Raw genomic sequence first — 22,532 nt, forward strand, 5'->3', positions numbered from 1 at the left:
GGGTGATTCCATGAGTGACATGACTGGCAAGATCAACCTGTTGGGCCTGACCCTGCAGGAAATGGAAAAATTCTTCGAGTCGATCGGAGAGAAGCGTTTTCGTGCCGGTCAGGTCATGAAATGGATTCACCACTTTGGCGTCGACGATTTCGCCGCCATGACCAATGTCGGCAAGGCCTTGCGCGAAAAGCTCGAGGCCGTTGCCGAGATTCGGGGCCCGGAAGTGGTCAGTGAAGACATTTCCGCCGACGGTACCCGCAAGTGGGTGGTCCGCGTTGCCTCCGGCAGCTGCGTCGAAACCGTCTACATTCCCACCGACGATCGCGGCACCCTGTGCGTGTCGTCGCAAGCCGGCTGTGCTCTGGACTGCAGTTTCTGCTCCACCGGCAAGCAAGGCTTCAACAGCAACCTCACTGCCGCCGAAGTGATCGGCCAGGTGTGGCTTGCCAACAAATCCTTCGGGACCGTTCCGGCCAAGATCGACCGCGCTATCACCAACGTGGTCATGATGGGCATGGGCGAACCCCTGCTGAATTTCGACAATGTCATCGCCGCCATGAAGATCATGATGGAAGATCTGGGCTATGGCATTTCCAAGCGTCGCGTCACTCTGTCCACCTCGGGCGTGGTGCCAATGATCGACGAACTGGCCAAGCACATCGACGTGTCGCTGGCCCTGTCGCTGCACGCACCGAACGACGAGCTGCGCAACAAGCTGGTACCGATCAACAAGAAGTACCCGCTGAAGATGCTGCTGGAATCTTGCATGGGCTACATGTCCACCCTGGGTGGCAAGCGCGTGCTGACCATCGAGTACACCCTGCTCAAGGACGTCAACGACCAGCCTGAGCATGCTGCGCAAATGATCGAGCTGCTGCGCGACGTGCCATGCAAGATCAACCTGATCCCGTTCAACCCGTTCCCGCACTCCGGCTACGAGCGGCCGAGCAACAACGCCATCCGCCGCTTCCAGGACCTGTTGCACCACGGTGGCTTCAACGTCACCACCCGTACCACCCGTGGTGAGGACATCGACGCTGCCTGTGGCCAGCTGGTCGGCCAGGTCAACGACCGCACCCGCCGCAGCGAGCGCTACATCGCTGTGCGCCAGCTGTCCGCGGACGCCGAGCTGCAAGACAGCCCCGCCAGCCACTGACCGGGACCTTGCCCATGAGCCTGCGCGCCGCGCTGTCGATCCTTGCGCTTTCGCTGCTGGCCGGCTGCGTGTCGGGCGGCGCGAGCGACCCCCTGGCTAGCCGCCAGGGCAGGGCAGAGGCGGGGCGGGCCTACGTGCAGCTTGGGCTGGGTTATTTGCAACAGGGGTTGACCGAGCAGGCCAAGGCGCCGCTGGGCAAGGCCCTGGCCCTGGATAGCGGTGATGCCGACGCCCACGCCGCCCTGGCGCTGGTCTTCCAGGCCGAAGGCGAGCCTGCGCTGGCCGAAGCGCACTTTCGCAAGGCGCTGCAGGCACGCACGGACGACACGCGAATTCGCAACAATTACGGCAGTTTCCTTTATGCTCAGGGGCGATTTGCCGAGGCCGAGCAGATGTTTCGCCTGGCCAGCGCCGATACCCTGTATCCTGAGCGTTCACGCGTGTACGAGAACCTGGGCCTGACCGCCCTGAAGCTCGAGCGCCGCGACCAGGCGCACGCGTATCTGCTGAAAGCTTTGCAACTCAACCAGCGGCAACCGAAAGCGTTGCTGGAAATGGCTGAGTTGTCCTACGAAAACAGGCATTATGTGCCGGCCCGGGACTACTACGATCGTTTCAGCCAGTTGAGCGACCACGATGCCCGTAGCCTGCTGCTGGGCAGTCGCCTTGCCAGGGTATTCGACGAGCAGGGCACACTGGCCGAGCTGGGCCAGCAATTACAACGACTTTATCCCGGTACGCCGGAATATCAGCAATACCTGTCGGAGCAACGATGAAAGCCGCGCATCCCGAAGTAGCAGTAGCGCCTGGCCAGAACCCCGGTGAGCTTTTGCGTCAGGCCCGTGAGAACCGGGACTGGTCACAAGCCGAGGTGGCCCGCAAGCTCAACCTCACTGTCAGTTCGTTGAACCACGTGGAAACCGGCGCCTTCGACAAGCTGCCGGGGCATACCTTCGCCCGTGGTTATATCCGCGCCTATGCCAAGCTGATGGACCTGGACCAGGCTGCCCTGGTGGACGCATTCGACCGTTACACCGGCACCCACGCCAAAGGCAGCGACGTGCACTCGCTGGGCCGTATCGAAGAGCCGGTGCGCCTGTCGCACAATATCCTGCGTGGCGTCAGCCTGCTGCTGCTGGTGGCGGTGGTCGGCGGCGGCTTCGTCTGGTGGCAGGATCAAGGCAGCCTGCGTGGCAAGGACCTGGCCAAGATCGCCCTGGAGCATGTCGAAGTCGAAAGCGCCGACGGTACCACCCAGATTCACCCGCTCGATGAGCCTGAAGACCAGGCTGTTTCCGCTGGGCAGCAGCCCGAGAGCGCGCCGCTGCCGCTGGAGCAGGGCGCTGCCGAGCAGCCTGCCGCCGCCGAACCGGCACCGGCTAGCCCGGCACCTGCCGCTACCGCTGCCGCGGTGCCGGCACCGGCCCAGCAGGCGCCTGTGTCACCGGTCGCCAGCGCCCCTGCTGCCACGCCTGCGCCGGTAGCACCGGTTGCCCCGGCCCCGGCCCCGGCGGCGGTTGCACCTGCTACGCCCGTAGCGACCGTGGCCGCCACCGAGCCTGCCGCTCCGGTCGCAGTGCCGGCTGGCAGCGCCAAGGTCGCCATCCAGTTCGTCGCCGATTGCTGGACCCAGGTCACCGACGGCAACGGCAAGGTGCTGTTCAGCGCCATCAAGCGCAAGGGGGACAACCTCGAGCTGACCGGCAAGCCGCCGTTCTCGGTACGCCTGGGCTTTGCCCGTGGCGCCCAGGTCAGCTACAACGGCCAGGCCGTCGATGTTGCCCCGTTCACCAGTGGCGAGACCGCTCGCCTGAAGTTGGGACAGTAATCATGCACGGCGAATCTCCGATCAAACGTCGCGAATCCCGCAAAATCTGGGTCGGCAATGTGCCGGTGGGTGGTGATGCCCCCATCGCGGTGCAGAGCATGACCAACACCGACACCAACGATGTGGCCGCCACCGTGGCGCAAATCCAGCGCCTGGTCGATGCCGGCGTGGACATCGTGCGCGTCTCGGTACCGGACATGGACGCCGCCGAGGCGTTCGGCCGCATCAAGCAACAGGTCAGCGTGCCGCTGGTTGCCGACATCCACTTCGACTACAAGATCGCCCTGCGCGTGGCCGAACTGGGCGTCGACTGCCTGCGTATCAACCCGGGCAATATCGGCCGTGAAGACCGTGTGCGCGCGGTGGTCGATGCCGCCCGCGACCGCGGCATCCCGATCCGTATCGGCGTCAATGCCGGCTCCCTGGAAAAGGACCTGCAGAAGAAGTACGGCGAACCGACCCCGGCGGCGCTGGTCGAGTCGGCCCTGCGCCACGTCGAGCACCTCGACCGCCTGGACTTCCAGGACTTCAAGGTCAGCGTCAAAGCCTCCGATGTGTTCATGGCCGTCGAAGCCTACCGCCTGCTGGCCAAGCAGATCGTGCAGCCGCTGCACCTGGGCATCACCGAAGCCGGTGGCTTGCGTTCGGGGACGGTGAAATCCGCGGTCGGCCTCGGTATGCTGCTGGCCGAAGGCATTGGCGATACCATTCGTATCTCGCTGGCGGCCGACCCGGTCGAAGAAGTGAAAGTCGGCTACGACATCCTCAAGTCGCTGCACCTGCGCTCGCGCGGCATCAACTTCATCGCCTGCCCGAGCTGCTCGCGGCAGAACTTCGATGTGGTCAAGACCATGAACGAGCTGGAAGGGCGCCTGGAAGACCTGCTGGTGCCGCTGGACGTGGCGGTGATCGGTTGCGTGGTCAATGGCCCGGGTGAAGCCAAGGAAGCGCATGTCGGCCTGACTGGCGGTACGCCGAACCTGATTTACATCGATGGCAAGCCGGCACAGAAACTGACCAACGACAACCTGGTCGACGAGCTGGAAAAGCTCATCCGCCAGAAAGCGGCCGAAAAGGCCGAAGCCGACGCGGCGCTGATCGTCCGTGGCTGACACACAGAATTCGTAAGGACTTTTCGTGAGCAAATCGCTGCAAGCCATTCGTGGCATGAACGACATCCTGCCAGAACAGTCGCCGCTGTGGCGCTACTTCGAAGGCACCGTGGGCGGCCTGCTGGACACCTACGGGTACAGCCAGATCCGCACGCCGATCGTCGAGTTCACCGAGCTGTTCAAGCGCTCCATCGGTGAAGTGACCGACATCGTCGAAAAAGAGATGTACACCTTCGAGGACCGCAACGGCGATTCGCTGACCCTGCGCCCCGAAGGCACCGCTGCCTGCGTGCGTGCCGTGCTCGAACATGGCATCACCGGTAACGGTCAGGTGCAGAAACTGTGGTACATCGGCCAGATGTTCCGTCACGAGCGCCCGCAAAAGGGCCGCTACCGCCAGTTCCACCAGATCGGCGTGGAAGTGTTCAACCTGGACGGCCCGGACATCGACGCCGAGCTGATCATGCTGACCTGGCGCCTGTGGGGCCTGCTGGGCATCCAGGATGCGGTCAAGCTGGAGCTCAACAGCCTGGGCACCAGCGAAGCCCGTGCACGCTACCGTGACGCGCTGGTCGAGTTCCTCTCGGCGCGCCTGGAGCAACTGGACGAAGACAGCCAGCGCCGCCTGAAGAGCAACCCGCTGCGCATCCTCGACAGCAAGGACCAGAACACCCAGGCGGTGCTGGTCGGTGCGCCGAAGCTGGAAGACTACCTGGACGAAGAGTCGCGCGTGCACTTCGAGGGCCTCAAGGCCCGTCTGGATGCTGCCGGCATCCCGTTCGTGATCAACACCAAGCTGGTGCGCGGCCTGGACTACTACAGCAAGACCGTGTTCGAGTGGGTCACCGACAAGCTCGGCGCCCAGGGCACCGTCTGCGCCGGCGGCCGTTACGATGGCCTGGTCGAACAGATGGGCGGCAAGCCGACCCCTGGTGTCGGTTTCGCCATGGGCATCGAGCGCCTGATCCTGCTGCTGGAAACCCTGGGCAAGGTGCCCGAGTCCATCAGCCGCCAGATCGACGTCTACCTGTGCGCCTTTGGCGAACAGGCGGAGCTGGCCGGCCTGCGCCTGTCCGAAGGCCTGCGCGACCGTTTGCCGGGCCTGCGCCTGGCAGTCAACGCCGGTGGTGGCAGCTTCAAGAGCCAGTTCAAGAAAGCCGACAAGAGCGGCGCGCTGTTCGCACTGATCCTCGGTGACGACGAGCTGGCCAAGCAAGAAATCGGCTTCAAGCCCCTGCGTGGTCAGGGCGAACAACAGAACATTGCCTGGGATGCTCTGGCAGAGCACCTGGAAACCGCGATCGCGCAGGCGTAACGCGGTTCAACAAGCGAATAGGCGAAAAGGAGTATTGGGGTGTCGAGTACCGATGATGAACTGGCAGGGGTCAAGGACTGGTGGAACCGCAACGGCAAGCCGCTGCTGACCGGTGCCCTGCTGGCTGGCGTGGTGGTGTTGGGCTGGAATACCTGGCACAAGTACCAGAACAATCAGTCGCAAGGTGCCTCGCAGCTGTACCAGGCCTTGCTGGAAACCAGCCTGACGCCGACCGGCCAGCCTGACGCGACCAAGGTCGCGGAACTGGCCGGCAAGCTCAAGAGCGAGTTCGGCGGTACCGCCTACGCCCAGTACGGCAGCCTGTTCGTGGCCAAGGTCGCGGTCGAGAGCGGCAAGCTCGACGACGCTGCTGCCGAGCTGAAGAGCGTGCTGGACAAGCCGGCTGATGCCACCCTGGGCGAAATTTCGCGTCAGCGCCTGGCTCGTGTGCTGGCCGCCCAGAACAAGGCCGAGGACGCCCTCAAGCTGCTTGACGGCGATGCCGACAAGGCCTTCCTGGCCAGCCGCGAAGAGTTGAAAGGTGACCTGCTGGTGCAGCTGGGCCGCGCCGACGACGCGCACAGCGCTTACGAGAAAGCCAAGGCTGCGCTGTCCGATGAGGCGGCGGTCGGTGGCCTGCAATTGAAGCTGGATGACTTGGCCAAAGGGGACGCGTAAGTGATCGGTTGGAAACATGCAGCAGTGCTGACCCTGGCCGTACTGGCCGCGGGTTGCAGCAGCAACAGCAAGAAGGAACTGCCCCCGGCCGAGCTGACCAAGTTCACCGAGGAAGTGGTGCTGAAGAAGCAGTGGAGCCGTTCGATCGGTGATGGCCAGGGCGAGACCTACAACACCCTGGTGCCGGCCATCGAAAACGACCGTATCTATGCTTCCGACGTCAACGGCGAAGTCTTCGCACTCGACCGCATCAACGGCGACGTGGTGTGGAAGAAGGACCTCGAGCTGCCGGTATCCGGCGCTGTCGGCGTGGGCTACGGCCTGGTCATGATCGGCACCCTCAAGGGTGAAGTCATCGCCCTGGACTCCAGCACTGGTGAGGAGCGCTGGCGCTCCCGCGTGACCAGCGAAGTGCTGGCCCCGCCTGCCAACAACGGTGACGTGGTTGTGGTGCAGACCCAGGACGACCGCCTGATCGGCCTGGATGCCGCCACTGGCGACCGCCGCTGGATCTACGAAAACACCCCGGCCGTGCTGACCCTGCGTGGTACCGGCGCACCGATCGCCACCAATCGCCTGGCCGTCGCCGGCCTGTCCACCGGTAAGGTGGTGGCGGTGGACATCAACAACGGCGTGCCGGTGTGGGAAAGCCGTGTGGCGATTCCGCAGGGCCGTTCCGAGCTGGACCGTGTGGTCGATATCGACGGCGGTCTTCTGCTGTCGGGTGGTACCCTGTACGTCAGTACCTACCAGGGCCGCGTCGCGGGCCTGGACCTGGAAAGCGGCCGTGTGCTGTGGCAGCGCGATGCCTCCAGCTATGTGGGTGTCGCCCAAGGCTTCGGCAACGTCTACGTCAGCGAAGCTTCGGGTACTGTCGAAAGCGTCGACGAGCGCTCGTCCAGCGCCCTGTGGACCAACGACACCATGGCTCGCCGCCAGCTGACTGCACCTGAGGTGTTCTCCAGCTACGTGGCGGTGGGTGACTTCGAGGGTTACCTGCACCTGCTGAGCCAGGTCGATGGCCGCTTCGTCGGCCGTGAGCGTATCGACAGTGATGGCCTGCGTGCCCGCCCACTTGTGGTCGGCGACACCATCTACGTCTTCGGCAACAGCGGCAAGCTCGAGGCACTGACCATCCGCTGAAGCTATGCTTGAAGCCTTGGCGGGCTTCAAGCCGCGGCGTAGGACACGCCGCCCGAACTCCGGCCGCTGCCTTGCAGCGGCCTTTGCATTTTCAAGAATTCAAGAGTGGAGAGCCGAATGGTTCCCGTAATCGCCCTGGTGGGCCGCCCGAACGTCGGCAAATCCACCATGTTCAACCGCCTGACCAAGACCCGCGATGCCATCGTCGGTGACCTGTCGGGCCTGACCCGTGACCGCCAGTATGGTGATGCCAGCTGGCAGGGTCGTTCCTTCATCCTGATCGACACCGGCGGTATCACCGGTGACGAAGTGGGCATGGACGAGAAAATGGCCGAGCAGTCGCTCATGGCCATCGAAGAAGCCGACTATGTACTGTTCCTGGTCGATGCCCGCGCCGGCATGACCGCCGCCGACCAGATGATCGCCGAGCACCTGCGCAAGCGGAACAAGGAAGCGATCCTGGTTGCCAACAAGATCGACAACATCGACGCCGACGTCGCCCGCGCCGAGTTCTCGCCGCTGGGCATGGGCAACGCCATTCCGGTGGCTGGTTCCCAGGGCCGTGGCATCAACGCGCTGATGGAAGCCGTGCTTGGCCACATCCCGCGTGACCAAGTCGAGGAAGCGCTGGACGCCGAAGTCGCCGAAGGCGAAGAAGCGGTGCGTATCCCGGGCCCGAGCGAGAAGGATGGCATCAAGATCGCCATCATCGGCCGCCCCAACGTCGGCAAGTCGACGCTGGTCAACCGCATGCTCGGCGAAGAGCGCGTGGTGGTGTACGACCAGCCGGGTACCACCCGCGACAGTATCTACATTCCGTTCGAGCGCGATGACGAGAAGTACACCTTCATCGACACCGCTGGCGTGCGCAAACGCGGCAAGATCCACGAGGAAGTCGAGAAGTTCTCGGTGGTGAAGACGCTGCAGGCGATCAAGGACGCCAACGTGGTAATCTTCGTCATGGACGCCCGCGAAGGCGTGGTGGACCACGACCTGAACCTGCTGGGCTTCGCCCTGGAAGCTGGCCGTGCCATCGTCATCGCCCTGAACAAGTGGGATGGCATGCAGCCGGGCGAGCGCGACTACGTGAAGACCGAGCTGGAGCGCCGGTTGTTCTTCGTCGACTTCGCCGACATCCACTTCATCTCCGCCCTGCATGGCACTGGCGTGGGCAACCTGTACAAGTCGGTGCAGGCCGCGTTCAAGTCGGCGGTAACCCGCTGGCCAACCAGCCGCCTGACGCAAATCCTCGAAGATGCCGTGAGCGAGCACCAGCCACCACTGGTCAACGGCCGCCGCATCAAGCTGCGCTATGCCCACCTCGGCGGTGCCAACCCGCCGCTGATCGTGATCCACGGCAACCAGACCGACAAGATTCCGAAGTCGTACTCGCGTTACCTGGAGAACACCTACCGACGCGTGCTGAAGCTGGTCGGTACGCCGATCCGCATCGAGTACAAGGGCGGTGAGAACCCGTACGAGGGCAAGAAGAACACCCTCACCGATCGCCAGGTCAACAAGAAGCGTCGCCTGATGTCGCACCACAAGAAGGCCGAGAAGAAGCGTCGCGACAAGCGCTGATTCCGCGTCGACTTCTTCGCGGGTAAACCCGCTCCCACAGGTCCCCACAGTTTTCGAATTCTGTGAGTACCTGTGGGAGCGGGTTTACCCGCGAAGAGGCCCTTGAACCAGTATAACTTCCACCATCTTCAATCCTCCCCTGACAGCTCGATTCGCTATGCTCGAGCTCTTCTTCTATTGTCTCATCACGCCCATAAGCAGGGGCTGCTGACCCTGCCTGGTAAAAATGCTAGTTGTCCGTTGCTGTAGTCTTTGAAAGACTTGGGTTAAGTTGTCTGTCAATCAGGGGCTAAGTATGGAACTTCAGCGTAAAGCTTTGAGGCTGTTTTATTGTGGTCGTAATGTGCATGCGATCCTTCGTGATCAAGGTGGTGGTACTGTTTTTCGGGTCGGAGGGCAATTATTGGCCGAGTCGAGGAACAGTGCTGTAGATAGCATTGCCCTATTATCGGTTGATAACTCTGGCTCTGTAGTTGGCGTGGCGCATGAGAGTGGTCGGGAGACGTTTGATTATACCGCTTATGGCCATTGTTCCTCCCTTTCTTCGGGGCGCTCCTCGCTAGGGTTCAATGGTGAGTATTATGATGACTTGCTTCAAGGGTATATGCTGGGGAATGGCTACAGATTATTTAACGGTATGAGATTTAACTCCCCGGACAGTTTTGCACCTTTCAGGGTAATGAACGCATATGGGTATTGCAATGGGGACCCTGTCAATTATGTTGATCCTAGCGGGCATGCTCCGTGGGGGCTATTTTCTCGCAGATCCTATTTCAAGATGAAAAACGTGTTTAAAGATGTCTCGCGCTCTACCAAATCGATGAACAGTTTTCCTTTGATCGATTTTGATGAATCTGTACATCCGAACCGTATTGCCAGGACCATTGAAAACCACATGAAGGGAGTTAAGGAGCTGGGGGCCAAGCTGGAAAGTATTGGGGCGAAGGAAGGGAGCACCGCATTTCGTGTACTTGACCGTAAGTATAAACTCGGGCTAAGGGCGGCTAATTTTAGTGAGGCAGCGGAAACATTTACGAGTAATATGAAGATGTTGCAGGATCGCCATTTACGCGCTCATGAGGACTACATCACTCGGGGTAACCATAATGCGCCGATTTATGGTGAAATCGCGGGTCGCGAGAAGCATATTGCGGTCTTGAAGGGTAGACGAATGAATGGTAGTAAATTTGATTATGACCTTTCGGATGCTGATTTACATAGTCTTGAACGGAGAAGGGAAATTCACAATCGTCCATACGATCTACAGATAGCGGAGCTTCAAAATGAAGTATACATATTGCGAGGAAAATTGCTTTGAAGTGGATACTCAATTAGACCCGTAACCCTGATGTGGGGAGCCCTGTCCCACCTGTGCTGGCGCCGAAACCAGTTGTCATTGGAGCACTCGGCTTTTTCCTGACCGCTCGATCCGCTATGCTCGGACTCCACCCCGTGCCGGATACCCCCCAGGAAAGAGGGCTCCATGATCCGCAGCAAACTGCCGAATGTCGGCACGACCATCTTCACCACCATGTCCCAGCTCGCCGTGCAGACGGGCGCGCTCAACCTGTCGCAAGGTTTCCCCGACTTCAATGGCCCGCAGGCGCTGCTCGATGCAGTCGGCCGGCATGTGGCCGCCGGGCATAACCAGTATTCGCCGATGACCGGCCTGCCGGCCCTGCGCCAGCAGGTCGCGGCCAAGGTCGCGCGGCTGTATGGCGCGCAGGTGGATGCCGACCAGGAAGTGACCATCACCCCTGGCGCCACCGAGGCGATCTTCTGCGCCATCCAGGCGGTGGTGCATGCTGGCGACGAAGTGATTGTCTTCGACCCTTGCTATGACAGCTACGAGCCGTCCGTGGAACTGGCCGGTGGGCGCTGCGTGCATGTACAGCTGAGCGACGGCGATTTCCGCATCGACTGGCAGAAGTTCAGCGATGCACTCAGCCCGCGCACGCGCATGGTCATCCTCAATTCGCCGCACAACCCCAGCGGTGCGCTGATTACCCGCGATGACCTCGACCAGTTGGCGCGGCTGATCGCTGACCGCGATATCTACTTGGTCAGCGATGAAGTGTACGAACACCTGGTCTACGACGGTGTGCGTCATGCCAGCGTGCTGGCCCACGAGCAACTGTACCCGCGTGCCTTCGTGGTCAGCTCGTTCGGCAAGACTTATCACGTCACGGGCTGGAAGACCGGCTACGTGATCGCCCCGCCGACGCTGAGCGCCGAGCTGCGAAAGGTGCACCAGTACGTCAACTTCTGCGGGGTGACCCCGCTGCAGTGCGCCCTGGCCGATTTCATGGCCGAGCACCCCGAGCATATCGATGAACTGCCGGCCTTCTACCAGGCCAAGCGAGACTTGTTCTGCGGCTTGCTGGAAGGCTCGCGGTTCCGTTTCACCCGTACGGCGGGTACCTATTTCCAGCTGGTGGACTATTCGCAGATCCGCCCGGACCTGAACGATGTAGACATGTCGCTGTGGCTGACCCGTGAGCACGGCGTGGCGACCATTCCGGTGTCGGTGTTCTACCAGCAGCCCATCCCCGAGCAACGCCTGGTCCGCCTGTGCTTTGCCAAACGAGAGGAGACGCTGCGTCAGGCAGCGGAAAGACTATGCGCGATCTGAGCACACTGCCGAACCTGAAAGTCGCCCTGGTGCAGACCACCCTGGCCTGGCACGACCGCGAGGCCAACTATGCGCACTTCGAGGTGCTGCTGGAGCAGGTGGGCGAAGTGGACCTGGTGATCCTGCCGGAAATGTTCACTACCGGTTTCTCTATGCAATCGGAAAGCCTGTGCGAGCCGGAGAATGGCCCGACCTACAAATGGCTGAAGGCCCAGGCGAAGAAGTACGACACGGTGATTACCGGCAGCGTGATCATCCAGGCCGCTGATGGCAGCCACCGCAACCGCCTGCTGTGGGCGCGGCCGGATGGCGAGATCCTGCATTACGACAAGCGCCACCTGTTCCGCATGGCCGGTGAGCACAAGCATTACACCCCTGGCGAGCGCCAGGTGCAGTTCGAGCTCAAGGGCTGGCGGATTCGCCCGTTGATCTGCTACGACCTGCGCTTCCCGGTGTGGAGCCGCGATGCCCAGGACACCGACCTGTTGCTGTACACCGCCAACTGGCCGGCTGCGCGCCGCCAGCACTGGAACCGCCTGTTGCCGGCGCGGGGTATCGAGAATCTGTGCTATGTGGCGGCGGTGAACCGGGTGGGCACCGACGGCAAGGGCTTTGCCTACTCCGGCGACAGCCAGGTGCTGGACTTCCAGGGTGAGAGCCTGCTCAGTGCCGGGGAGGCCGATGGGGTGTTCACCGCGGTGTTGAATGCGGCGGAGCTGGCGGCCTACCGGGCCAAGTTCCCGGCCAACCTGGATGCTGACACCTTCGAGCTGCACTGATAGCCAGTACCGGCCTATTCGCGGGTAAACCCGCTCCCACAAGGTCCTCACAGATTCCGAAACCTGTGCAATACCTGTGGGAGCGGGTTTACCCGCGATGAGGCCGGTGCGGGCCTGCATCAACTATGAATCAGTACACATCCCGCCGATACCGCCCATCCTCGATCAGCTGCTGCACTAGCGCTTCACCGAGGACACCGTTGAGCGCCGCGTCCACCCCTGCCGCCATCCCTTGCAGGCTGCCACAGACATACACACAGGCGCCATCCGCGACCCAGCGCTTGAGCTCATCAGCCTGCTGCAGCAACACATCCTGCACATACACCTTCTCGGCCTGGTCCCGCGAAAACGCCAGGTCCAGACGTGCCAGGTCACCGCTGTCCAGCCAGCCTTGCAGCTCGCTGCCACATAGCAGGTCATGCGCCCGGTTACGCTCGCCGAACAGCAGCCAGTTGCGCTGCTCACCAGTATTCACCCGCGCGCGGAGCAGGCTGCGCAGGCCGGCCAGGCCGGTGCCGTTGCCGATCAAGATCATGGGCGCTGCGCTTTCCGGCAGGTGGAAGCTGCTATTGCGCCGCAAGCGCAGGCTCAGCATGCCATTCAACGGCAGGTACTCGGTCAGCCAGCCGGAACCCAGGCCCAGGCTGCCATCGGCATGGCGCTCCTGGCGCACGATCAGCTCCAGCACGCCATCGCTGGCGATCGAGGCGATCGAGTACTCGCGGCTGCCGATCGGCACCAGTGCATCGACCAGTGCTTGCGGCTGCAAGCCGACCAGGTGATCGCGCCGGGTCGGCAACTGGCGGCCGGCCAGGGCCTGGGCGAGGGTTTCGCCCAGGCCATTCACTTGCACCTTGGCCCCGGCGTCCAGCGCCATGCCATCGAGGAAGGTGTCGATCCTCGGCTGGCCATTGAGCGGCAGGATCTCCACCAGGTCGCCGGCTTCCCAGCTGGCGGGCTGTTGCGGTCGCAGGCCCAACAGGTACACCGGCTGGCCCTGGCTGCCCGGGTTGAGCAGTTCACGGTGCACCAGCGACCAGTTGCCGAAACCCGGCGGCTGCCAGGCGGTCACCGGCTGGGCACCGGTCAGTTGCGCCAGTTCCTGCTGCCACTGCTGCAGCGCGGCCTGGTCGGCGTTGTCCACCTCAACCGGGCTGAACGCGCTGCTGGCGCCACGCTCACCCAGCCATGCCTGCAGGCGGCGGGCGAAGCCGCAGAAGTGCGGGTACTGGCGGTCACCGAGGGCAAGCAGGGCATAGCTGAGGTTGTTCAGCGCCCAAGGCTGGCCCAGTACTTTGCGCTCGAAGGCGCGGGCACTGTCGGGGGCTTCGCCGTCGCCGAAGGTGCTGACCACGAACAGCGCACGGCGGGCCTGGCGCAGGTCGCTTTCACCCAGTTCGGCCAGGGCGCGTACCTGCACTGGCAGGCCGGCGGCCTGAAGCTGCCCGGCGCTCTGCCAGGCCAGTTGTTCGGCAAGCCCGCTCTGGCTGGCAAAGCCGATCAGCCAGCTGTCGCCGCTGGCAGTGTTGCTGGTGACGTTGCCACGGGCCGCGCGTACCTGGCGCTTCTTGCGCCGGCGGTCGAGGTACAGCAGCCAGCCGGTGACGAAGAACAGCGGCATGGTCAGGCTGGCGATGGTGACGATGATGCGCCCCGGCAGGCCGAAGTATTCGCCCACGTGCAGGGCGTAGACGCTCTGCAGCAACTGGGCCTTGAAGGATTTGTCGGTGTAGCGGTCATGTTTTTTCACCTGGCCGCTGGCCGGGTCCAGCACCAAGGTATTGAAGGCACGCGGGTGGTCGGCGTTGTCCAGCAGGTAGAACAGGTTGGCTGGCCGGCCGCCTACCGGTGGCAGGCGCAGGTTGTACATGGCCAGGCCCGGGCCGGCGGCATCCTTGAGGTTGGCCCAGATCGCGTCGTAGTCGACCACCAGCGGCGGGGCGTTCTTGTCGATTTTCTGTGGCCCGTGGCGGCCACGGCCTTCGCCGTGCTTTTGCTGTTGGCCGGCGGCCGGCGCGTCGGCCAGCAGCTTGTTCAGGCCGTCGCGGTACCACTCGTAGGACCAGAACAGCCCGGTCAGGGCGAACAGCAGGTAGAACATCAGGCACCAGGTGCCGGCCACCGCGTGCAGGTCCCAGTTGAAGGCGCGGCCTTTCTTGGCCCAGTCGAAGGTCAGCCAGGTGCGCCAGTCCAGCGCCTTGCGCGGCCAGCGCAGGTACAGGCCGGAGAGGCAGAAGAACACCAGCATCAGGGTGCAGGCACCGGTGATCTGCCGGCCGCTGTCGCCCATGGCGAGGAAGCGGTGCAGGTTGAGCATGAGGTTGAAGAAGCCTTGCCCGGCCACTTCTCCCTTGAGTTCGCCGGTGTACGGGTCGGCATAGCGCAGCGGGCCACGGCGTTCGCCAGGTGGGGGCGTAAAGAAGACGCGGGCGGCATTGCCTTCGCGTACGTCGACCCACAGCATCGCCACCTTGTCGTGTTGCTGGGCCTCGACCCGACGTACCAGCTCGGCCGGCGGCAACACGCCTTCGGCTCGCACTTCTATCTTGAGCACATCGGCATTGAACGCGCGCAGCAGTTCTTCCTGAAACGAGTACAAGGCCCCGGTGATGCCCATCAAGGCCAGCACCAGGCCAGCGGTGATGCCAAAGAACCAGTGCAATTGGAACAGCGTCTTCTTCACCACATGATCACCTTGTTTCTGCCGCATGCCGCATGCCGCGCGGCGTGCATTATGCCTTGATACGCAAACGCCCCGCTCACGGGAATGAACGGGGCGGGGTGGGCTAGTCAGTCAGGCTTGTGTTGTCTGTACCGGCCTCTTCGCGGGTGAACCCGCTCCCACAGAGATATCACTGGACCTGAAGCCAGTGGAGTACCTGTGGGAGCGGGTTCACCCGCGAAAGGGCCGGCACAGGCGTAGCCCTCTCAAAAGATCAGCCCCGTCCTGAAATCAGAAGTGCACGCTGGTGGTCAGCAATGCCGTCCGCCCGGCCGCCTGGTTGGCGAAGTGGGTGGAGAAGGCCTTGTCGTAGTACACCTCATTGGTCAGGTTCTGCACGTTCAGCTGCAGGTCGACGTTCTTGGTCAGCTTGTAGGCGGCCATGGCGTCGTAGCGTACGTAGCTGTCGACCATGGTAGTGTTGGCCACGCTGCCGTACACGTCATCCACGTAGAACGCACCGCCACCAACGGTCAGCTTCGGCGTGATGGAATAGGTGGTCCACAGGCTGGCGCTGTTGTTCGGCGTGTTTGGCAGCTGGTTGCCGTCGTTGGCCTTGTTCACCGCGCCGCCGTCGATCTGGCGTGCTTCCATGTAGGTGTAGCCGGCGAATACCTGCCACTTGTCGGTAATCTTGCCGCTGGCCGACAGCTCGATGCCTTGCACGCGGGTTTCGCCGACGTTTTCGTAGGTGGTGGTGTCCACCTGGACACGGGCGTTTTCCTTCTCAGTGCGGAACAGTGCGGCGGCCAGGGACAGGCGCTGGTCGAGCAGGTCCCACTTGGTACCAATTTCGTAGTTGGTGGTTTCTTCCGGCTCCAGGTCGCTGCTCAGCAAGTTGCCGGCGCGGTCGGTGGTGTTGCCCAGCGGGTTGCCTTCCGTGCCTTCGCCCAGCATCGCACCGGGTGGCGTTGCCGAGGTGGCGTAGGAAACATAGATGCTGCCATTCTCGGTCGGCTTCCACACCAGGCCCAGTTGGCCGGTGACGAACTCGCTCGTATCCTTGCCTTTGGAAACCACCCCCTTGCTGTTGACTACGGTGGCGCCGGTGGCGTCGTAGGTGCGGTACTGGGTATCGAAGTGGTCGTAACGCAGGCCCATGTTCAGCAGCCACTCGGGCGTCAGCTCGAGGGTGTCGAACACGTAGATTGCACGGGTGTTGCTTTTGGTGTCGGTGCCTGCGTAGTTGCGTGCGATGCTGCCGTTCCACGGATCATCCGGGTTCGGGTTGCTCAGCGAGGTGCAGTTGTAACCGCTGTTGGCACCGATCATGCCCGGGGTGCAGTTGGTGTTGGCAGCACCGCCCGGGACGGTGTCGGTATCGACGGTGTAGCTCGAACGCTTGCTCTCTTCACGGCTCAGCTCGATACCGGTCGAGAAGCTGTTCTTCATGCCGCCCAGATAGAACTCGCCGAACAGATCGGTCTGGTTGGTGGTGGTGGCGGTGTTGCCCACGCGGGTGTTGGCACGGCGCCAGACGCTGCCGTTGTTGACGTTGCCCTTGCTGTCGTCAGGCTGGGTCAGGATGTAGTCCTGCATGCTGTTGCCATGGCGCAGGGTGTTCTTGATGGTCAGCGAGTCTGTCAGGTCGTGTTCGATGGCGAAGGTGGCAATATCCACACGGCTCTTGCGGAAGTCGCGACCGGTCAGGCCATAGAAGTTGTCGCTGTCGCCGCCGTCGTACGGCTTGCTCGGGTGTGCCGAGGTGCGTGCGGCGCTGCCACCGGTTGGTATGGTGTACGGGATGCCGGAATCCGGCAGGTCGTCGCTTTCCAGGTGGTAGTAATCGAGGTTGACGCGGGTCGGCGTGCCCAGGCCGAAGGCCAGCGACGGGGCGATACCCCAACGGTCGTAGTTGACCTTGTCGCGGCCCGCGACGTTGCTTTCGTGGGTCATCAGGTTCAGGCGGCCGGCAACGCTGTCGCTGAACTGGTAGTTGCCATCGAAGGTGTAGCGCTGAGTCTGATCGCTGCCCCAGGTCCAGGCGCCATCCAGCGAGTTGCCCAGGTGCGCGCGTTTGCTCACCAGGTTGATGCTACCGCCAGCGGCACCACGGCCACCGATGGCCGAATTCGGGCCCTTGGCCACTTCCACCGATTCGATGGCGAAGATTTCACGGGTTTGCGCACCAGTGTCACGCACGCCGTCCAGGTAGGTGTCGCCCTGGGCGTCGAAGCCGCGAATGAACGGGCGGTCGCCTTGCGGGTTGCCGCCTTCGCCAGCACCGAAGGTGATGCCCGGCACGGTGCGCAGGGCATCCTGCAGGCTCAGGGCATTGGTATCTTTGATGACCTGCTGCGGGATCACGGTAATCGAGCGCGGGGTGTCTACCAGCGGCGCGGTGTACTTCTGCGAGGAGGCCTTGTCGACCTTGTAATCGGTGCTGGCCTGTTCAGCCTTGCCGTTGACGCTGGTGGCATCGAGGGTGATCGCGCTGCTGGCGGCCGGGTCGGCGGCGTAGGCCGACGAGGCGCTGAGGGCAACGCCGATGGCAGACACGATCAGGCGTGGTGAGCTCACTGCAGATGGTACGTACTGGCGCATTGCTAAGGCCTTCCCCAAGGTGTTAAGGCCGCGGATCTTAATGTAAGCAATAGTGAGTCACAATTGAGAGTCGTTACCATTCGTGAAGAATTTACAATCTTTACAATTTGCCTTTACGGTTTCATCAAGCTGAAACGTCTTAAGCGGCGAATGGGGCTTGTGAAGCGCAAAAGGGAATCAATATCATTGACGCCTTTACATTTTCCAACGGTAGTGCCGCCATGCTGCTTCACATCCCCGGCCTGTTCGACGCCGATGAACTGGCCCGTATCCGCGAGGCGCTGGAGCAGGCCGACTGGGCCGACGGCAAGGTCACGGCCGGCTACCAGTCGGCCAAGGCCAAGCACAACCTGCAGTTGGCCGAAGGGCACCCGCTGGCCAAGGAAATCGGCAGTGCGTTGATTGACCGCCTGTGGCAAAACCCGCGCTTCATGTCTGCAGCCTTGCCGCACAAGGTGTTCCCGCCGCTGATCAACTGCTACCGCGAAGGCGGAAATTTCGGCTTCCACATCGACAACGCCCTGCGCCAGCCCAAGGGCAGCCCGGAGCGGGTGCGTACCGACCTGTCCTCGACGCTGTTCCTCAGCGATCCGGACAGCTACGACGGCGGCGAGCTGGTGATCCAGGACACCTATGGCGTGCAGCAGGTCAAGCTGGCTGCCGGTGACCTGGTGCTGTACCCCGGCACCAGCCTGCACAAGGTCAACCCGGTGACCCGTGGCCAGCGATACGCCGCGTTCTTCTGGACCCAGAGCCTGGTACGCGAGGACAGCCAGCGGGCGTTGCTGTTCGAGATGGACAATGCCATCCAGCAATTGACTGCCGATGTGCCGGACCACCCATCACTGCTGCAGCTGACCGGCACCTACCACAACCTGCTGCGCCGCTGGGCCGAGGTCTGAGCCGTGTCCTATCAGTTGCGGCGTGAAGAAGTGGTGGATGTGGCCGGTTTGCAGGCCATGCTGGAAGAAAGCCCTGGCAAGGCCGCCCAGGCGATCCTGGCTGCGGCGGGGCAGGGCGCGGTCGAGGCACAATTGCTGTTGGGGCAGATCCTCCTCGACGGGCGTGGCATCGAAGCGGACGCCAGCGTGGCCCGGCGCTGGTTCGGCATTGCCGCCCAGGGCGGCAGCGCAATGGCGCACAACATGCTGGGGCGTTGCCTGGAGCATGGCTGGGGTGGCAGTGCAGACCTTTCGCAGGCGGCCATCCACTATGCCCAGGCAGCCGATGCCGGGTTGGACTGGGGGCTTTACAACCTGGGCAACCTGTTCGCCACCGGGCGGGGCCTACCGGCCAACCAGGCGCAGGCATTGGTGTGTTACGAGAAGGCCGCGCACATGGGGCATGCCAAGTCGATGAACCTGTATGGGCGTTACCTGGAGCAGGGTATCGCCACAGCGCCCAGCCCGGCTCGGGCGGTGCGCTGGTATCGGCGTTCGGCCGAGGCGGGGGATTTTCGTGGCATGTTCAGCCTGGGGCTGGTGCTGGTCGAGCGTGGGCAGGTGGCGGAAGCCGCGCCTTGGCTGGAGAAAGCACGGGTCGAGGGGAACATGAATTTCCTGCGCGCGGCACTGGTGACCTTGCAGGGTGCGGGGCCGGTGTTGATGGCCTTTGCGGGGCGGTATGCCGAGGAGATCGAACGGCGCGGAGCTTGAGGTTGCCTGTGCCGGCCCTTTCGCGGGTAAACCCGCTCCCACACGGTCCTCACAGATTCCGAAACCTGTGCAATACCTGTGGGAGCGGGTTTACCCGCGAAGAGGCCGGAACTGACAGCACACACATGAAAACGGGGCCTTGCGGCCCCGTCGTGCATTACAGGTAGTAGGCTTTCAGTGGCGGGAAGCCGTTGAATTCCACTGCGCTGTAGCTGGTGGTGTAGGCGCCGGTCGACAGCCAGTACAGGCGGTCGCCGATGGCCAGGTTCAGCGGCAGGCCATACTTGTAGTGCTCGTACATGATGTCGGCGCTGTCGCAGGTCGGGCCGGCGATGACCACTTCTTCGGTCTCGCCTTTCTTCTCGGTCCAGATCGGGAACTTGATGGACTCGTCCATGGTTTCGATCAGGCCGGAGAACTTGCCCACGTCGGTGTAGATCCAGCGCTCGACGGCGGTGCGCGACTTGCGTGCGACCAGTACCACTTCGCTGACCAGGATACCGGCGTTGGCAATCAGCGAACGGCCCGGCTCGAGGATGATTTCCGGCAGGTCGTCACCGAAGTCTTCCTTCAGGAAGCGGATGATCTCTTCGGCGTAGGTTTCCAGGCTGTTGGTCCGGGTGATGTAGTTGGCCGGGAAGCCGCCACCCATGTTGATCAGCTTCAGTTCGATGCCGTCTTCTTCCTTCAGGCGCTCGAAGATCACCTTGACCTTGGCGATGGCTGCGTCCCACACGCTGATGTCGCGCTGCTGCGAGCCCACGTGGAAGGAGATGCCGTAAGGCACCAGGCCCAGGTCGCGGGCGAGGATCAGCAGGTCCATGGCCATGTCGGTCTGGCAGCCGAATTTACGCGACAGCGGCCAGTCGGCGGTCGTGGAGCCTTCGGTGAGGATGCGCACGTACACTTTCGAGCCCGGGGCGGCCTTGGCGATGTTGCGCAGGTCGGCTTCCGAGTCGGTGGCATACAGGCGCACGCCTTTCTCGTAGAAGTAGCGGATGTCCTTGGACTTCTTGATGGTATTGCCGTAGCTGATGCGGTCGGCAGTCACGCCGCGGCCCAGCACCTTGTCCAGCTCGTAGATCGAGGCGATGTCGAAGCTCGAACCTTTCTCTTTGAGCAGGTCGATGATTTCGACGGCCGGGTTGGCCTTGACCGCGTAGTACACCTTGGCGAACTCGAAGCCCGCGCGCAGGTCGTCATAGGCCTGGCTGATCATCTGGGTGTCGATGAGTACGAACGGGGTTTCCTGCTTGTCGGCAAATGCCTTCATCTTCTGGAAGGTGTCACGCGCGAAATAGTCTTCGACCTGGATCGACATGCTCAGGGACTCCATGGGCAAACTGAAAATTTAAGTGGCTGCAAACTGAACGTCCTCCGTATCCCCACTTTGGTTCGCCTACTCAGTACTTGAGCCGGATGGATCGTTTCCAGCATGGACGTTCGGCGCGCACTTTAGGGCGTGAAGAATGCAGAATCAACAGGTAATCCGGGCCTGATCGGCGTCGATCGACGACCAGCCATTTGAATAACCGACTCGTGTGACCGGCTGATGTTCCCCGCAGTGTTTCAAGCGTAAAAAATTGTGGAATGGAACGCGTTGGCTCCTTCGCGGGTAAACCCGCTCCCACAGGGTTTCTGCTATCGCTGTGGGAGCGGGTTTACCCGCGAAAAGGCCTCAGGTGTTCATATTTATGGCCACATTCCCTGGCACTGCCGTGCATGAAAAAGACGATAAATTTTTTGTTACCGACTGGCGGAATTGCCGTACTTGATGAGAAACATTACTATTCGCACCCTTGTCTGCCTCCCTGATGACCCCGACCGTGTCCGGACCCAAAGGCTTCCTCGACCACTACCATGAGCTGATCGGCACCTGGACGCGCAAATTGCGCAGTCGACAGCAGGCCGAGGACCTCACCCACGATGCCTTTGTCCGGGTACTGGAAAACCCGCGCGAGCAGGTCGAACAGCCACGCGCCTACCTGCACCAGACCGCACGCAATATTGCCGTGGATGGTTTCCGTCGCGAGGACCGTCGCCAAGCCCTGGAGCTGGAAGCCTTCGACGAAGGCGTGGCCGGCCATGGTGACCCGGAGGCCTACATGCATGCCCTGGAACTGGCCGACAGCGTCGAGCGGGCGCTGGCGGAGTTGCCGCTCAATTGCCGGCAAGTGTTCATCTGGCAGAAGCTCGAAGGCCTGACCCAGGCCGAGATTGCCGAGCGCATGGGGCTGAGCAAGAACATGGTCGAAAAGTATATGATCCGCACGCTCCGGCATCTGCGTGAGCACCTGGATGTGTCGGCATGATGAGTCAGGAGACCTTTTCGATGAAACAGCACGGTACCGATACCGTCCGCGAGCAGGCAGCCACGTGGTTCGCCCGGGTGCAGGATGCGCCTCGCGATGCCGGGCTGCAGGCGCAGTTGCACGCCTGGCTGGAAGGTGATGCACGGCACCGTGAAGAGTACCAGCAGCTCGCCCGCCTTTGGCAGGCCGCCGGCTTCATCCCGCGCCAGCGCCTCGAAGCGCTGTGCCAGCCGGCCCCGGTACGCCAGTTGCCACGTCGGCGCTTCGTGCGCCAGGCCCTGGCTGCCAGCGTGGCCGCGCTGGCGTTGGGCCTGGGCTGGGGGGGCTGGCACTACCAGCAACTGAATCACCAGGGCAGCTTGCAGACCGCCTTCAACGAACGCCGCCAGGTCGAACTGCCGGATGGTTCGCACCTTGAACTCAACGGCGGCACCCAAGTGCAGGTCGCTTTCAGCGCCGGCCAGCGGCATGTCCGGCTGATTGCGGGTGAGGTGATGTTTACCGTCGCCCACGACAGTGGCCGGCCGTTCGTGGTCGACACTGCCCAGGGTAGCGTGACTGTCACCGGGACCCGTTTCGACGTTCGCCTGGACCCGGCCAGCACCCGCGTGGCAGTGGAGCAGGGCTCGGTGCGTGTGCAGGGCAAGGGCGCCTCGCTGGCGCAACTCACGACGGGCCAAGGCTCGCATATAGATGCGCAAGGCCAGGTGGCCGCGCCCTATGCGGTGAATACCGGTGCCCTGACTGCCTGGCGCAAAGGCAGGCTGGTGTTCGACGACGCCACCCTGGCCGAGGTGGTGGCCGAGGTTTCGCGCTACCGCAGTCAGCCGCTGCGGGTCGCCCCCGGCAAAGCCGCGCAGTTGCGGCTGTCCAGCACCTTCAGTACCGACGACACCGACGCGCTGCTGCGCGCCTTGCCGAGCATCCTGCCGGTGGCCATCAAGGCCCATGAAGATGGCTCGCGCGAAATAATCGCGAAATAGATTCAGGTTTTTTTCCGTTCGTTCGTCTTCCTCGCCAGCTGCAACTGCCAAGCATTTCCATTTGCATGCGGTTGGCGTTTATTCGGTATTCC

18 protein-coding genes are annotated in these 22,532 nt (G+C 62.6%); 15 read left to right on the top strand and 3 right to left on the bottom strand.

Features of this window, described 5'->3' with window-relative positions; genetic code table 11:
• Positions 1–10 precede the first annotated feature (10 nt).
• The 11 genes from rlmN to R9B85_RS17115 all read left to right on the top strand — a co-directional run bounded on the left by rlmN (position 11) and on the right by R9B85_RS17115 (position 12,224).
• Entirely contained in the window at positions 11–1,156 is a 1,146-nt protein-coding gene (rlmN, locus tag R9B85_RS17065) for a 23S rRNA (adenine(2503)-C(2))-methyltransferase RlmN (protein WP_133970441.1), read from the top strand.
• Positions 1,157–1,170: 14 nt separating this feature from the next.
• Entirely contained in the window at positions 1,171–1,932 is a 762-nt protein-coding gene (gene pilW / locus R9B85_RS17070) for a type IV pilus biogenesis/stability protein PilW (protein ID WP_112250705.1), read from the top strand.
• Complete coding sequence (locus R9B85_RS17075; protein ID WP_375149692.1) at positions 1,929–2,984, top strand: RodZ domain-containing protein; 1,056 nt, start codon at positions 1,929–1,931, stop codon at positions 2,982–2,984. Before pilW ends, R9B85_RS17075 begins: the two co-directional genes overlap by 4 nt.
• A gap of 2 nt (positions 2,985–2,986) precedes the next feature.
• Positions 2,987–4,096, top strand: coding sequence for a flavodoxin-dependent (E)-4-hydroxy-3-methylbut-2-enyl-diphosphate synthase (gene ispG / locus R9B85_RS17080; protein WP_003257869.1), 1,110 nt, complete (start codon positions 2,987–2,989; stop codon positions 4,094–4,096).
• A 25-nt stretch (positions 4,097–4,121) separates the two neighbouring features.
• Positions 4,122–5,411: a histidine--tRNA ligase gene (gene hisS, locus R9B85_RS17085; protein ID WP_375149691.1), complete on the top strand. Its 1,290-nt coding sequence runs from the start codon at positions 4,122–4,124 to the stop codon at positions 5,409–5,411.
• Between the two features lie 39 nt (positions 5,412–5,450).
• Positions 5,451–6,089, top strand: a complete 639-nt coding sequence (locus R9B85_RS17090; RefSeq protein WP_013971027.1) for a tetratricopeptide repeat protein — start codon at positions 5,451–5,453, stop codon at positions 6,087–6,089.
• The gene (gene bamB / locus R9B85_RS17095) at positions 6,090–7,232 is read left to right on the top strand and encodes an outer membrane protein assembly factor BamB (protein WP_087503092.1); all 1,143 of its coding nucleotides are present in this window, start codon (positions 6,090–6,092) and stop codon (positions 7,230–7,232) included.
• 117 nt (positions 7,233–7,349) lie between these two features.
• A complete protein-coding gene (gene der, locus R9B85_RS17100) occupies positions 7,350–8,813 on the top strand; it encodes a ribosome biogenesis GTPase Der (protein ID WP_114167747.1) in 1,464 nt (487 codons plus the stop codon).
• 295 nt (positions 8,814–9,108) lie between these two features.
• Entirely contained in the window at positions 9,109–10,131 is a 1,023-nt protein-coding gene (locus R9B85_RS17105) for an RHS repeat-associated core domain-containing protein (protein ID WP_423770392.1), read from the top strand.
• 165 nt (positions 10,132–10,296) lie between these two features.
• Positions 10,297–11,445, top strand: a complete 1,149-nt coding sequence (locus R9B85_RS17110) for a pyridoxal phosphate-dependent aminotransferase (protein ID WP_112250711.1) — start codon at positions 10,297–10,299, stop codon at positions 11,443–11,445.
• Complete coding sequence (locus R9B85_RS17115) at positions 11,433–12,224, top strand: amidohydrolase (protein WP_423770393.1); 792 nt, start codon at positions 11,433–11,435, stop codon at positions 12,222–12,224. Before R9B85_RS17110 ends, R9B85_RS17115 begins: the two co-directional genes overlap by 13 nt.
• Before the next feature lie 130 nt (positions 12,225–12,354).
• On the opposite strand, the gene R9B85_RS17120 is transcribed toward R9B85_RS17115, so the two are convergent.
• Complete coding sequence (locus tag R9B85_RS17120; protein ID WP_423771068.1) at positions 12,355–14,910, bottom strand: PepSY domain-containing protein; 2,556 nt, start codon at positions 14,908–14,910, stop codon at positions 12,355–12,357.
• Positions 14,911–15,177: 267 nt separating this feature from the next.
• Positions 15,178–17,490 carry a TonB-dependent receptor gene (locus R9B85_RS17125; RefSeq protein ID WP_112250712.1) on the bottom strand — a complete coding sequence of 771 codons (2,313 nt, stop codon included), beginning with the start codon at positions 17,488–17,490 and terminating at the stop codon, positions 15,178–15,180.
• A gap of 221 nt (positions 17,491–17,711) precedes the next feature.
• On the opposite strand from R9B85_RS17125, the gene R9B85_RS17130 reads away from it, so the two are divergent.
• Both R9B85_RS17130 and R9B85_RS17135 read left to right on the top strand, forming a co-directional pair.
• Entirely contained in the window at positions 17,712–18,392 is a 681-nt protein-coding gene (locus R9B85_RS17130) for a Fe2+-dependent dioxygenase (RefSeq protein WP_133978441.1), read from the top strand.
• 3 nt (positions 18,393–18,395) lie between these two features.
• The gene (locus R9B85_RS17135) at positions 18,396–19,145 is read left to right on the top strand and encodes a tetratricopeptide repeat protein (RefSeq protein ID WP_112250715.1); all 750 of its coding nucleotides are present in this window, start codon (positions 18,396–18,398) and stop codon (positions 19,143–19,145) included.
• Positions 19,146–19,302: 157 nt separating this feature from the next.
• Here the strand turns inward: R9B85_RS17135 and R9B85_RS17140 are convergent, their stop codons facing one another.
• Entirely contained in the window at positions 19,303–20,466 is a 1,164-nt protein-coding gene (locus R9B85_RS17140) for a type III PLP-dependent enzyme (RefSeq protein ID WP_043208127.1), read from the bottom strand.
• A 493-nt stretch (positions 20,467–20,959) separates the two neighbouring features.
• On the opposite strand from R9B85_RS17140, the gene R9B85_RS17145 reads away from it, so the two are divergent.
• Positions 20,960–21,457, top strand: a complete 498-nt coding sequence (locus R9B85_RS17145) for a sigma-70 family RNA polymerase sigma factor (RefSeq protein ID WP_112250717.1) — start codon at positions 20,960–20,962, stop codon at positions 21,455–21,457.
• Positions 21,458–21,477: 20 nt separating this feature from the next.
• The gene (locus R9B85_RS17150) at positions 21,478–22,440 is read left to right on the top strand and encodes a FecR family protein (RefSeq protein ID WP_112250719.1); all 963 of its coding nucleotides are present in this window, start codon (positions 21,478–21,480) and stop codon (positions 22,438–22,440) included.
• Positions 22,441–22,532: the final 92 nt, after the last annotated feature.

This window comes from Pseudomonas sp. NLJ1 (genome assembly GCF_049486705.1).
In the GTDB taxonomy this organism is placed as follows: domain Bacteria; phylum Pseudomonadota; class Gammaproteobacteria; order Pseudomonadales; family Pseudomonadaceae; genus Aquipseudomonas; species Aquipseudomonas inefficax.